Annotated in this window: 11 protein-coding genes; 2 read left to right on the top strand and 9 right to left on the bottom strand. The window is 67.0% G+C overall.

Going from position 1 to position 12,327, the window contains the following annotated elements; translation table 11 throughout:
- Nucleotides 1–115: 115 nt before the first annotated feature.
- Nucleotides 116–2,248 carry a TonB-dependent receptor gene (locus ABE483_RS16050; protein WP_346482019.1) on the top strand — a complete coding sequence of 711 codons (2,133 nt, stop codon included), beginning with the start codon at nucleotides 116–118 and terminating at the stop codon, nucleotides 2,246–2,248.
- Nucleotides 2,249–2,275: 27 nt separating this feature from the next.
- Here ABE483_RS16050 and ABE483_RS16045 read toward each other — a convergent pair whose 3' ends face one another.
- The 5 genes from ABE483_RS16045 to ABE483_RS16025 form a co-directional block, all read right to left on the bottom strand.
- Nucleotides 2,276–3,043, bottom strand: coding sequence for a cyclic nucleotide-binding domain-containing protein (locus ABE483_RS16045; RefSeq protein ID WP_346482018.1), 768 nt, complete (start codon nucleotides 3,041–3,043; stop codon nucleotides 2,276–2,278).
- Nucleotides 3,044–3,250: 207 nt separating this feature from the next.
- On the bottom strand, nucleotides 3,251–3,472 hold the full coding sequence (locus ABE483_RS16040) for a hypothetical protein (RefSeq protein ID WP_313210733.1): 222 nt from the start codon (nucleotides 3,470–3,472) through the stop codon (nucleotides 3,251–3,253).
- An 81-nt stretch (nucleotides 3,473–3,553) separates the two neighbouring features.
- Nucleotides 3,554–3,937, bottom strand: a complete 384-nt coding sequence (locus ABE483_RS16035) for a hypothetical protein (RefSeq protein WP_313218769.1) — start codon at nucleotides 3,935–3,937, stop codon at nucleotides 3,554–3,556.
- 2 nt (nucleotides 3,938–3,939) lie between these two features.
- Nucleotides 3,940–4,701 (bottom strand): SGNH/GDSL hydrolase family protein, encoded by a 762-nt coding sequence (locus tag ABE483_RS16030; RefSeq protein ID WP_346482021.1) that lies wholly within the window; start codon nucleotides 4,699–4,701, stop codon nucleotides 3,940–3,942.
- 58 nt (nucleotides 4,702–4,759) lie between these two features.
- On the bottom strand, nucleotides 4,760–5,335 hold the full coding sequence (locus tag ABE483_RS16025) for a TetR/AcrR family transcriptional regulator (RefSeq protein ID WP_346482017.1): 576 nt from the start codon (nucleotides 5,333–5,335) through the stop codon (nucleotides 4,760–4,762).
- Between the two features lie 82 nt (nucleotides 5,336–5,417).
- Between ABE483_RS16025 and ABE483_RS16020 the strand changes: the two genes are divergently transcribed.
- Nucleotides 5,418–5,957, top strand: coding sequence for a thioesterase family protein (locus ABE483_RS16020; protein WP_313210727.1), 540 nt, complete (start codon nucleotides 5,418–5,420; stop codon nucleotides 5,955–5,957).
- Nucleotides 5,958–5,989: 32 nt separating this feature from the next.
- Here ABE483_RS16020 and ABE483_RS16015 read toward each other — a convergent pair whose 3' ends face one another.
- The 4 genes from ABE483_RS16015 to ABE483_RS16000 all read right to left on the bottom strand — a co-directional run bounded on the left by ABE483_RS16015 (nucleotide 5,990) and on the right by ABE483_RS16000 (nucleotide 12,057).
- Nucleotides 5,990–6,646: an HAD family hydrolase gene (locus ABE483_RS16015; RefSeq protein WP_346482016.1), complete on the bottom strand. Its 657-nt coding sequence runs from the start codon at nucleotides 6,644–6,646 to the stop codon at nucleotides 5,990–5,992.
- Between the two features lie 30 nt (nucleotides 6,647–6,676).
- The gene (locus ABE483_RS16010; RefSeq protein ID WP_346482015.1) at nucleotides 6,677–7,009 is read right to left on the bottom strand and encodes a hypothetical protein; all 333 of its coding nucleotides are present in this window, start codon (nucleotides 7,007–7,009) and stop codon (nucleotides 6,677–6,679) included.
- A 75-nt stretch (nucleotides 7,010–7,084) separates the two neighbouring features.
- Nucleotides 7,085–9,382, bottom strand: coding sequence for a patatin-like phospholipase family protein (locus ABE483_RS16005; RefSeq protein WP_346482014.1), 2,298 nt, complete (start codon nucleotides 9,380–9,382; stop codon nucleotides 7,085–7,087).
- Between the two features lie 266 nt (nucleotides 9,383–9,648).
- Entirely contained in the window at nucleotides 9,649–12,057 is a 2,409-nt protein-coding gene (locus ABE483_RS16000) for a prolyl oligopeptidase family serine peptidase (protein ID WP_346482020.1), read from the bottom strand.
- Nucleotides 12,058–12,327: the final 270 nt, after the last annotated feature.

Here is a 12,327-nt window from a genome sequence, read left to right as displayed (position 1 = left end):
ATACGCCCCACAAGGGTGACGAACGCCCCCACATCCTGTTAACTTGCGCGCCCCACATGAAGTTGACAGGGTGCCGCGGCGACGTGGGCGCTGTCCGCACTGATACCGCGCACGAATGACTGCCCTCCCGAATCGCTCCACCGCCCCTGCCCTGTCCCTGCTCGCCGCTGCCTTGCTGGCCAGCCTTGCCGCCACCAACGTCGCCCATGCCGCGCCCGCCGGTCAGGCGGTCACCCTGGACGCGGTCAACGTCACTGCTGCCGATGCCACCGATGCTGCGCGCCGCGCGCTCGACCGGGTCCCCGGTGCGGGCAACGTGGTGGATCTGGCGCAGGTCGGCCAGGGCCGCGTCGCCGGCACCGCCGATGTGCTGGCCTACCAGCCCGGCATCAGTGCGCAGAGCGCCGGCAATGAAGGCGTCAAGGTCTCCATCCGCGGTTCGGGCCTCAACCGGGCGCCGGGTGCGCATGCCTCCGGCCTGTCGGTCTCGCTGGATGGCCTGCCGCTGACCGGCCCGGGTGGCACGCCGTACGAGCTGCTGGAGCCGCTGTGGCTGAGCCGCGTCGAGGTCCTGCGCGGTGCCAACGGGTTCGAGCACGGTGCCCTGGCGCTGGGCGGCGCGATCAACTACATCACCCGCAGCGGCCGCGATACGCCGGGGCTGGAGCTGCACTACGAAGCCGGCGCACGCGGGTACCAGAAGCGAGGCATCAGCGTCGGCGGCCTGCACGACGCTGTCGACTATTTCCTGGCCTACACCGACACCGAGTACGACGGCTATCAGCAGCACGCCGCCGGCAAGGGAAAGGGTGCGGTGGCCAACATCGGCTGGCAGCTCACGCCGCAACTGGAGACGCGATTCTTCCTGCGCTACCGCGAGACCGATCACGAAACCCCGGGGCGCCTGACCCGCGCGCAGATCCGCAACGATCCCCGCGCTGCCAATCCGGCCAACCTGGCGATCGACGCGCGCCGCCCGCAGCCGGGCAGCACCTGGATCGGCAACACCACCACCTACACCATCGATGAAGATGCGTCGCTGCAGACCGGCCTCGTCTATCACAAGTACCCGATGGACTTGAACGAGAGCCTGTACCGCCAGCAGCTGGACTACGCCAACCTCAACGGCACGCTCGACTACCGCCGCCGGCACGCGCTGTTCGGGCATGACAGCGTGACCACGATCGGACTGCGCGTGACCCACGATCTGGATGCCAACGTGCGCGAGACCCTGCGCTTCGCCAGCAACGGGTACGCGGCCGGCACGCACACCCGCGACTTTGAGCATTACGGCACCGACAGCGTGCTGCACGTCGGCAATGATCTGGCGCTGAGCGACACGCTGCGCCTGCAGACCGGGCTGGCGTTGATCCACACCCGCCGCGATGTGCAGGTCACCTGGCCGGCGACGGCGGAGAAACTGTCCGAGCGCCAGTGGGACTACGCTCCGCGGCTGGGCTTCACCTGGCAGCAGACCCCGCAGACGCAATGGTTCGGCAACCTCAGCCGCTCGCTGGAACCGGCGCATCCGTGGTCGATGATCTGGGGCTCGAACCAGTACTTCGCCGCCGGCAACGGTGCCTCCACGGGCCGCCAGCGCGCACCGGTGAACCTGGACAACCAGACAGCGACCACGCTGGAACTCGGCGCGCGCGGCGACAGCGCACTCGGCCGTTGGGAGCTGACCGGCTATTACTCACGCCTCAACCACGAACTGCTCACCGTGGAAGTGCAACCGGTGCCAAACCTGTTCATCGCCGAATCCAACGCCAGCCCGACCGTGCACCGCGGCATCGAAGCTGGTCTGGACAGTGCGCTGTGGCAAGGCGTCGGCGGGCGGCTGTCATTGCGCCAGGCCTACACCTTCAGCGATTTCCGCTACCGCGATGATGCGCGCTTCGGCAGCAATCGCCTGCCCGGCCTGCCACGCCACTACTACCAGGCCGAACTGCGCTACGACCACCCGGCCGGCTTCTACGCCGGGCTGAACACCGAGTACGCGTCGAAAATGTTCGTCGACTATGCCAACAGCATGGCCGCCGACAGCCACGTAATCTTCGGCACCCGCATCGGCTACGACGCCCCCGGTGGCCGCTGGCAGGCCTGGGCGGAACTGCGCAACCTGAGCGACCGCCACTATGCCGCCACGGTGACCCCGGGCTACGACGATGCGGGCAAGGATGTCGCGCGTTCCACGCCGGGTGATGGGCGCGGTGTGTATGCCGGGGTGCGCTGGCGCTTTGACTGAGCGCCTAGGGCCGTGCGGCATGCCGCGCTAGGCTGCCTGGTTGCGGACCTGCACGCCGACTGCAGCGCTCCGCCGCATGGGGTCGGCGGCCGCCATTGCCTGCAGACGGTCGCGGCCGCGGACTTCCACATCGCGCCCCTCTACAGTCACCAGCCCTTCGGCCTGGAAGCGACGCAGCAAGCGGCTGAGCGTCTCCGGTGCCAAGCGCAGGTAGCTGGCGATATCCATCCGCGACATGGTGAGCTGCCAGCGGTTCGCGGCGTACCCCCGCGCCGCCATGCGGTCGGCCATGTCGATCAGGAACGCGGCCAGCCGCTCGTCGGCCATGCTGTTGCAGGCCAGCTGCGTGGCGCGCGCGATATCCCGGCTCATCAACCGGAACAGTTTGGCCTGCAGCGCTGGCATGCGTGTGGCCAGTTCGGCAATCTCATGGAACGGCAATCGGCACAGGGTCACGGTGTCGAGTGCGATCGCATTGCAGGAATAGCGTTGCTCGTCGATGGCGCTGAGACCGATGAAATCCCCCGGCATATGGAAGCCGAGCGTCTGCTCGCGCCCGTCGCGATCGACGGCGTACGTCTTGACCATGCCGAGGCGGATGACCGTGATGTACTGGAACGGATCGCCCTGCCGGAACAGCAGACCGCCGGCATGCACCGGCGCGGTGTGTTCGACGCGCCGCTCCAGCTCCTGCAGGTGTGCAGCGGCGAGCACACCCGGGAAGCACTCCGGGGCCACTGGACAGGAACAACACGCCCAGCAACGCGCCGACGGCGTGCCAGCGATGATGCGCATGATCGTGGGTCTCCTGCGATGCTGCGATGGCCGATTCATACTGTTTTGAGTGGCCCGGTTGTGCAATATCCAGGGGCCAGTATTTCTACTGGTTTGTTCTGCTTGCCCCTGACCGCACCGCGCATCCGGACTGAAGCATTCAGTCTGCGCCCGATAGGACGCTGTCACGCGGCGCACGCCCCATATCGCCGCTGCGCCCGCAGCCGCCTAGGTGCCAGTAATGGCCCAGGTGATGAAACCGGTGGCGACCGCGCTGACCGCCAGGCCGATCAGGAACAGCCAATCCGCCAGGCCTTCCAGGAACTGGTTGCGCTTGCGCCGGCGGGTGCGCAGCGCCCAATACGCGCTCAGGCAGGCGCCGAGGTAGATCAGCGAATTGATGCTGAGCAGATCATCGCCGAGGGTGTCGACCTGGCGCAGCCCGGCCACATGACCTGGATCAAGCCGACGCGTATTGCCGGACCAGCCGACCGTATTCAGCGGTCTTGACCGGCCGGCCGCAGGCGGCTGTCAGACCACCGCACCGATCTGGAACATCGGCAGATACAGCCCGAACACAGTCACCAGCGCGCCAGCCAGCATCGACAGCACGCCCAGCACGGCCGCCAAGTGGGGGCGATACAGACCGCCTGGACCGCGAAACCACTGCAGCAGCACCAGCATCGGCGCGATCCAGGCCCAGCCATACCCGTGGATCAGCGCGCGCGTGAGCCACGGCAGCGCCACGCCGAAGCTGGTGAACACCTCCTGGAACTGCGGCACCACGAAGAACCCGATGGCGGTCATCACGATCGCGGTCAAGCCACTGCTCAGCACGCCCACCGCCAGCAGGCCGTAGCCGCGCGAGGCAGGCGGGAGCGCGGCTCGTGCCGCCACCGAGTAGGGATTGTTCATCGTCAACGCGCCTGCGCCCGCGCGATCGCCGCTTCGGCCAACGGCACCATCTTCGCGTAACCGGCCGGCGTGGGATGCACGCCATCGGCGGCCATTTCCGGGTCGAGCCCGCCGTCTTTGTTGGTCATGGCCGTGTGGTAATCCAGATAGACCAGACCCTGCTCCTCCGCGTAAGCACGCAGCGCCCGATTGAGCGCCGTCACTTTGCCCGCGGGCTGCACGCCGGGTTGCCACGGGTAATCGCTGACCGGCAGCACCGAGGCCAGCACGATGCGGATGTTGTGCGCCTGCGCCAGTTCCACCATCGCATGCAGGTTGTCTTCGATCATCGCCTGCGTGGTCGGCCCGGTATTGCCGGCGATATCGTTGGTGCCGGCGAGGATCACCACCAGCGCCGGTGTCAGCGCGATGACGTCCTGCTGGAAGCGCAGCAGCATCTGCGCCGTGGTCTGCCCGGAAATACCGCGGTTGACGTACGGCTTGCCCGGGAAGAAACGCTCGCTGCCGGTCGGTCCCCAGCCCTCGGTGATCGAGTCGCCGTAGAACACCACGCGCTTCGTCCCCGGCGCGACCGGTGCCAGCGCGGCGTTCTCGCCGCGGTAGCGCTGCAGCTGTGGCCAGTCCAGCAGGCGCTGCTGCATCTGCGTGATCTGCGCGGGCGTCGCCTGCTCGGCAGGCACCCGATACAGCGGATTGGTCGCAGGTGATTCCTGCGCGTGCGCACTCGGATGCAGGGCGCACGCGGCGAGCGTCGCGGCGAACATGGTGGAACGGATCAAGGCGGTCAAAGCGCGGCACTCCGGTGGCGGCAGGCCGACAGTCTCAGCGATCGGCGACCAGGGAAACAAGCTGCGCTGCGACGCGATCAAACGGGCCGATGTCGCGCGTGGCCCGGCTCATCGCCACCGCACCCTCGATGCTGGCGATGATCATGGTGGCAATGCCGTTGGCCTGCTCGGGCGAGCGGCCACCGCGGGCCAGCGCTTCGGTCAGACGGGCTTCCCAGCGCGCAAATACCTCGGCCGCGGCCCGTCGTGCATCGTCGGGGGCATCGTCGATCGGCTCTTCGACCGCCGCCGCAAGCACCGGGCACCCCACGTGGAAATCCGAACGGATCAAGCGTTCGCGCCACGCTGCCAGGAACAGGTACAGCCCGTCGGGGGCCGCTCCCTGCAGGCAGGTATCGAGCAGCGCATCCACCTTGGTGCCCGCCAAGGTCGTGGCTTCGGCCAGGACCTGCTGCTTGCCGCCGGGGAAGTGGTGGTAGGTGGAGCCGAACGGCGCCTGCGCGCGCTTGGCGACCTCACGGACGCTGGAGGCATTGAGTCCGTAGGTGGCCAGCATTTCCGCGGCCGCAGCCACGACGCGCTGCGGTGCATCGGAATGACGTGCACTCATGAGCCGGACTCCTTGCTAAGACGAGTGTCATAGATTAGCGTATTTCGATTATGACACCTGTTATAGATGAGCGTCCCTGCCCATGAATCTCTGGTTCCGCCTCCTGTTCCTGCTGCTGTCCTCGCCATTCCGCCCGAAGCTGAGCGCGCCGTTCGCGGTCTCGCGCTTGAACTTCCGGGTACTGCCCAACGACATCGACAGCAACCTGCACATGACCAACGGCCGCTATTGGACGATCTTCGACCTGGGCCGGCTGGATCTGGTGTTCCGGATGGGCCTGGGCCGGGTGGCATGGCGCTCCAAGTGGGCCCCGATCGTCAGCGGAGGCAGCATCCAGTTCCGGCGGGAGCTCAAGCCGTTCCAGCGCTTCGTGCTGGAAACCCGTCTGGCCGGCTGGGTCGGCACGCGCATCATCATGGAGCAGCGGGTGCTGATCGGCGAGGAGGAAAAGGTCGCCACGCGTGCCCTGCTGATCACCGGAATCTACGACCGCCGGCATCGCCGGTTCGTTTCCACCGATCAGATGATGGAGGCCATCGGCGCGCCCATCGTGCCCTCGCCGGAACTGAGCAAGGCCGCGCAGGCGTTGCTTGCGGCGGAAGTGGCGATGAAAGAGGACTGAGGCTCGCGCTGGTCGCGCAGTGACGGGAGCGCTCAGGCGTTGCGCCAGGGAAGGATCTGCGCCTTGGTCATCATCGTCTGTTCGATCAGGCGCAGGCACTTCTCCCCCGGGCTGACCAGATACCACTGCTCGCTGTTGCGCAGTAGCGGCAGGTCCGCGCGATGATCGGTGTAGGCCGTGCGCCACGGCGGCGGATACCCGCGCTCGGTCAGCATGGGAATCTTGTTCTCACCAATGCAGTGGTTTTCGCTGACCCAACCGCCGACACACGGCCGCAGGGTCGAGGCGACCAGCGGTACGTCCTTCAGACCTTCGCGTTCCAGCAACGCGCGCGCCAACGGCTCCCAGCAGCCGGTGGCGATGACAACCTCGTCGCCCTGGGCAAGATGGTGGCGCAGTCGCTCCACGCCCTGGGGCAGGAATACAGGGTCAGGCCCGGCGAACACCTCATCGGCATGTGCCACGGCGAGCCTGGCCAGTGTCTCGTGGCTGCGTCCGAACGTCGCCATCCACACCGCGAAACGTACCGGCCTCCGTCGCGTGCGCGGTAGTGCCCAGAGCGGCACCAGCACCGGCAGCGCGAGCATGACGCCGGCCATCCGCCATGGCTGGCGTCGCAGCAGACCTTTGAAGAACCGGCTTGCCGTTTCCCAGCGGGTCAGCGTCAAGTCGAAATCGAACACCACCACGTTTCGGTGCGACATCCGTATCAGCTCCTTTCAGAAGACGCCTTGCACCAGCAGTTTGTCGTCATCGGTCGGTGTGAGCACCAACCCGTAAGCCTCGTTTCCACGATGGAAGCCTGCCGAGCAGATCGCGTCCCAGCCCTGCCCGCAATCCACCTCGGGATGCGCGGCGAAGACGGGGTCACCCTCATTGTCCGGCGCACCGGCGATCCAGCCCGCTGTGAGCAGCAATGCCTTGGCCTGCGCGTACGGCATGCCGACGGTAATACCGATCTGCGTCCAGGCTGCGGGCAACGCCGGGGCATCAGCGGCATGCACGTGGCCGGCGAACAGCAGCAGCAACAATGACAGGAACATCGGTTTCATCGGCATCACATCATGGGTGCGGCTGCACAGGATAAAGCGCGGGGCGCGCTGCGGGACGTCACTGCGCCTGTCAGCTCAGAACCCATCCAGCGTCCGCAGCAATGAGCCGAAGGTCAAATAGAACGAGTCGTGTCCACCCTGCGCGCGCCCATACCCCAGGAACACCGGCCCAAGGAACGTATCGGCACCGACGAACACGCTGCCCGCGGTCTGCATGCCATCAAGGCTGACATCCTCACGGCGCTGCCAGAATCCGCCCCACTCCACGCTGCCGCCGACGTACAGCGGGATGGTGAGCAGAGAGTCGGCGTGCGCGACGCGACGGTAATACACCACCCGGGCCAGCGCGGTCTGCGGCGCGAAGATGGATTCTTCCGGGTACCCGGACAGATTGCCCAACCCGCCCAGGAAGCCGTAGGTGGCCAGCAGATCATCGCCGCCGTGTGCCGAGGAGGCGCGCAGGCCCCCCAGCCAGCGGTTGTGACCGTGCGCCCATGCCCCATCCCACTGCACCCGCGTCACCGCCGCCGAATTGTCGGTGCCGAGCGCATCGAGATAGTGCTGGCGCGTCAGTGACACGCGCTGGCCGCGACTGGGGAAGGCCGAGCTGTCGATCGAATCGTGGCGCAGCTGCCAGCCGACGCTGCCCATGTCCGCGCGGTAATTGCCCAGCTCGGTCGGGTTGCCGACGTCCAGGCGCAGGCGCTCACGGCCGCGCTCGCCGAACAGCGCGATTTCCCAGTCCGGATGTGGCGAATATGCCCAGCGCAGTCCACCCAGCCACTGGCTGTAACGGAACTCGGCGAGTGCGCCGCCGCGCATCAGCGCCAGGTCCAGATCGGTGGCGCGGTACTTGGCATAGGTGGACAGTGCATGCCGGCCACTACTGCCGAACGGCCGGTAGTACTCGGCGAACGCCTCTTCCACTTCGCCCAGCCCCAGGCGCAGCTTGAGCTCGGCGCCCTGCTCGCTGAGGCCGGTCCGGGTCAGCTCGGTGATCAGCTGGTAATTGCTGCTGCCGTCGAAGTCGTCGGACAGGCGCAGCGCGAAGTGCAGGAAATCCGGGCCCCAGCGTTTGTCCTGCGGTGCGAGCACCAGGCCCTGCTGCCCGTCGCGCTCCTCCAGCCGCCACTGCACCTGCTGGTAGCGACCTTCGCCGTAGGCCGTGGCCACCTTCTGCTCCACGCGGTCCGGCGCCAGCGGCTGGCCGACCTCCGGCTGCAGCCGCTGCTCGATATAGCGTGCGGTACGTGTCTTATCGCGCAGCACATCGATGAAGGCCACGATCGGCGTTTCATACGCCGGCGGCCGATGCTGGCGCTGGAAGGCGGCGTAGCGAGTATCGTCCACCTGGAAGCGACGAACCGCCGCGACCTCAGCCTGCGCCGCCTGCTCACCGACACCGACGGCCTGCGGCGAGCGGTTGAAATCCTGGCTGCCCATGTCGCCCAGCGGCGGCGTGATCAGCAGATCCTGCGGGCCGAGCGTGGCCAACTGCGCCAGTACTTCGCGCTGCATCAGTACGCTGGCCATCTGGTGACTGATCGCCAACGGTGAATCCAGCTGCGCCTCGGTCATCAGCGGCGAGCCGACCCGCGACACGATCAACCGCTGCGCTCCCAGCCGCCGCGCTTCATCGATCGGGACGTTGTCGACCACACCGCCATCGACCAGCAGATGATCCTCATAGCGGACCGGCGCGAACACGCCCGGCACCGACATGCTCGCGCGGATGGCCAACGCCAGGTCGCCCTGCGCGAACACCACCTTCTCGCCGCTGACGATATCGGTGGCGATGGCCCGGAACGGAATCGGCAAATGATCGAAGTCGCGCACCTGCCAGGTCGGCAGCAGCAGGCGGCGCAGCAGCATCTCCAGCTTCTGACCCTGGATCAGGCCCTGCGGGAACGCGATCTTGCCGTTGCTCAGGCCGACTTCGACGCCGCTCAGCAGGCGCAGGTCATCTTCCTTGCGGCGCATGCTGCGCTCATCGCGTGGCGGTTTGTCGCGCAGCACCTCGGCCCAGTCGATCCGGTCCAGCACCGCCTCGATCTCATCGGCGGTGTAGCCGGAGGCATACAGACCGCCGACCACCGCGCCCATCGAGGTGCCGACGATGCAGTCGATCGGTACGCGCTCGCGCTCGAGCACCTTGAGCACGCCGATGTGGGCCGCGCCGCGGGCACCGCCGCCGCCGAGCACCAGGCAGGTGCGGGGGCGGTCGGGATCCTGCGTTGCCGAATCAACGGATGCTGGAGCGGTCTGCGCCACCGCCATGAGCGGGGCGCACGCCAGCGCTGCCAGGACGAACAGCCAGCGGCTGCACTCACGCCGCGTGGCAGTACCGGTGGGTTGTAGTGGTGACTGCTGCATTCGATCCCTCATTCCCCGGTCCACGCCCCCTGGTAATCCCACGAAGAACAGGGCGTTGGCAGCCCGGATCGTGGTGCGGTGACGGCGCCGACGACACCGCTGCCCGCCGGTCCCCACGACTGGATATCCATGCCTGCGTCCTTGTGGTCTGCCCCGAGTGTAATTCCATCACCCGCCCGGAACGCAGAACGGCCGCCCATCGAGGGCGGCCGTGGGTCTGATGCGAAGCGCAGCTGACTGATGAACGGCGCTACCGATGCCTCACCTCAGTGCTTGGCCGGCGGCGCATTCTTCACATAGGTATCGAACCAGGTCAGCATTTCCGACACCAGCTGCTCATTGGATTCCAGCGCGGTGTACCAGTGCGGTTCGTGCGGCAGCATCACCAGGCGGGTGGTGCCCCCGTTGCCGCGGATCGCCTGGAACAGCTTGCGCGACTGGAACGGCTCGGTGCCCGGGTTGGCGTCATCCTCGCCGTGGACCAGCAGCAGCGGCAGCTTGATCTTGTCGGCATAGAAGAACGGCGAGGCCTTCAGGTACACGTCCTGCGCCTGCCAGACCGAACGGCGTTCGTTCTGGAAACCGAACGGGGTGAACGTCTTGTTGTACGAGCCGCTGGTGGCGACGCCGGCCTTGAACAGGTCGGTATGCGCGATCAGGTTGGCGGTCATCAGACCCCCATGGCTGTGACCGGTGACACCGATCCGGTTGCGGTCGACCACACCCAGGTCCACCGCCTTGTCCACTGCAGCCTTGGCATCGGCCTCAAGCTGTTCCAGATACGTGTTGTAAGCGGTTTTCGGGTCGCCCACGATCGGGAACGAGGCGTTGTCGATGATCGCGTAACCGGCCAGCAGCATCAGCCGGTACGGTGCCAGGCGGGTGAAGGTCTGCTGCGAACCGGACACCTGCCCCGCCTGCGCGGCGTTGGCGAAATCGGCCGGGTAGGCGTACAGGATGGCCGGCACGCGCTGGCCTTCCTTGTAGCCCGGCGGGGTGTACAGGGTGAACGACAGGTCCACGCCGTCGGCGCGCTTGTAGGTGACCAGGCGCTTCTTGATCTGGCGCACTTCCGGGGTTGGATCCACCAGGTGGGTCAGTGCGTCCGCTTTGGACACGAACTGCGCTTCGCCCGCCCTGGCGGCCGCGACCCGCTCGCCCAGCAGGCGCACGAACGCATTCGGCGCATCGGTCACCGATTGGTGCCACGTGATCAGGTGGCCCGGGAGGGCGCTGAAGCCGATGAACTGCTCATAGGCATCGGCATCGCTGCGGAACAGGCGCTCGGTTTTCAGGCTGTCGAGGTTGAGGGCATCCAGGAAGGGACGATCCCCCTGCGGCGAAGCGCCCTGCCCGCGCAGGAACACGCTATTGCCTTCCTGGCGCACCACGTAGGCGCCGGTGGGCAGGCGCTGGTACACGAAATTGCCCGGGTCCTCGTACAGCTCATCACTGGAGAGATCCCACAGCAGGCGACCTTCCTGCTTCGGGTTGTCCACGTTGACGATGCGGGTCTGGCGCCAGTGGCGGTTCTCGTCGTTCTCGTCCAGGAAAGCGACGTCCGGCTGCGCGGTCCACGCCAGGCCTTCGAAACGCTGCGTGGTACGGGCGATCTCGGTCGGTTTGGCAGTAAACGGCGCCTTGAGCATCAGCACCCGGTCACGCTGCGGCACGGTGACTTTCCAATCGCCCTTGTCCAAGGCTTCGGCATACACCAGCGTGGCCGGATCGGTCGCGCGCCAATCGAAATCGCGCGGGCCTTCCGGTACGCCGTGAACCGGGACGCGGTCGGCCAGCGGCAGGCTGGCGATCGGCGTGCTGCGGCCGCTGGCGATATCCAGCACCGCCACGTCATTGGCGAAACGCTGGTAGGTCACCGCATGCGAGAACGGCGCCTTGAGCGTCCTGGTGAGTACGTGCACGCCATCCGGCGCGGCCCCGATGCTGTCCAACAGCGCCGGGGCACCGACGGTACGCACCGTGTTGGAGGCGGTATCCACCACCGCCAGCTGCGATTGGCCGTAATAGGCGAACAGCGCTTCATCGTAGGCACTGGTCAGCGTATCGCGGGCCTCATAGGTGCTGCTCTCACCGGCAGTCCCCAGCGACTCCTGGATGTCCGGGCCGATCGCACCGTCCGCCGACGGTGCCGGGCCCTGCCTGGCGGGAACCAGCTTGACCAGCAACTGCTGGCTGCCACCGAGCCACTGCACGGTGCTGCCGAAGATCGGGTTGAGCGCCACGTTCGGCACCTGGCGGACCTGGCCGGTGGCCGCATCGCCAACCCACAGCTGCACGCTGTCATCGGCCACGTTCTGGAACGCGAAGCGCTGGCCATCGGCCGACCATTGCGCCATGCCGGCGCACCCGTTGGGCAGCGCCACCTTGGTGGAGCGGCCGGTGGCGGTCTCCACCACGGTGAAGTCGCCCACGCACGGTGGTATGCCGTAGCCACCCGGGGTGTCGTGGCGGCTGCGGTTTTTCGGCTCCAGGCGCACACCGGCCAGCTTCAGGTACGGCTGGGCAACGCGGGTGATCGAAGGATAGGTCTGCGTGGTGGTCAGCAGCAGGCGCTGGCCGGTCGGATCGACACTGGGGGTCGGCGGCGGCGGTGCCTTGAGCACCTTGAGCAGGCTCTCCGGTGGTGTGGCGTAGCCACTGGCATGGGCGGGCATCGTGCCCAGCGTGGCGAAGGCTGTCACGGTGAACGCCGTGGACCAGAACGTACGAGCAAGCATGCGTGTCCCCTTGGATATGGTGGGAGCCGGCACGGCAGGGTCGTCGGTCGGCACGTCTCGAATCTAGCACTGCCGTCCTTCCCGAAGATGGGCCAGAAGAAATGCCCGGCGGCTTTTCACCTGATCCGGCAAAGCCTGCCGCAGGCGGCCATCGAGACCGGTATCGCGGTGCGGTACCCTTGTCGTTCAACTGCTTCCAGGTGCCCT

The organism is Stenotrophomonas sp. TWI602, assembly GCF_039674045.1.
Lineage (GTDB): Bacteria > Pseudomonadota > Gammaproteobacteria > Xanthomonadales > Xanthomonadaceae > Stenotrophomonas.
Note: the sequence above shows the minus strand (reverse complement) of the source record. Positions and strands in the feature narration are given on the sequence as shown.

Excerpts from the sequence above, each read along its gene's own strand:
- ABE483_RS16050 (WP_346482019.1), top strand. The coding sequence starts at position 116 with ATGACTGCCCTCCCGAATCGCTCCACCGCCCCTGCCCTGTCCCTGCTC.
- ABE483_RS16045 (WP_346482018.1), bottom strand. The coding sequence starts at position 3,043 with ATGCGCATCATCGCTGGCACGCCGTCGGCGCGTTGCTGGGCGTGTTGT.
- ABE483_RS16035 (WP_313218769.1), bottom strand. The coding sequence starts at position 3,937 with ATGAACAATCCCTACTCGGTGGCGGCACGAGCCGCGCTCCCGCCTGCC.
- ABE483_RS16030 (WP_346482021.1), bottom strand. The coding sequence starts at position 4,701 with ATGTTCGCCGCGACGCTCGCCGCGTGCGCCCTGCATCCGAGTGCGCAC.
- ABE483_RS16025 (WP_346482017.1), bottom strand. The coding sequence starts at position 5,335 with ATGAGTGCACGTCATTCCGATGCACCGCAGCGCGTCGTGGCTGCGGCC.
- ABE483_RS16020 (WP_313210727.1), top strand. The coding sequence starts at position 5,418 with ATGAATCTCTGGTTCCGCCTCCTGTTCCTGCTGCTGTCCTCGCCATTC.
- ABE483_RS16010 (WP_346482015.1), bottom strand. The coding sequence starts at position 7,009 with ATGAAACCGATGTTCCTGTCATTGTTGCTGCTGCTGTTCGCCGGCCAC.
- ABE483_RS16005 (WP_346482014.1), bottom strand. The coding sequence starts at position 9,382 with ATGCAGCAGTCACCACTACAACCCACCGGTACTGCCACGCGGCGTGAG.
- ABE483_RS16000 (WP_346482020.1), bottom strand. The coding sequence starts at position 12,057 with ATGCCCGCCCATGCCAGTGGCTACGCCACACCACCGGAGAGCCTGCTC.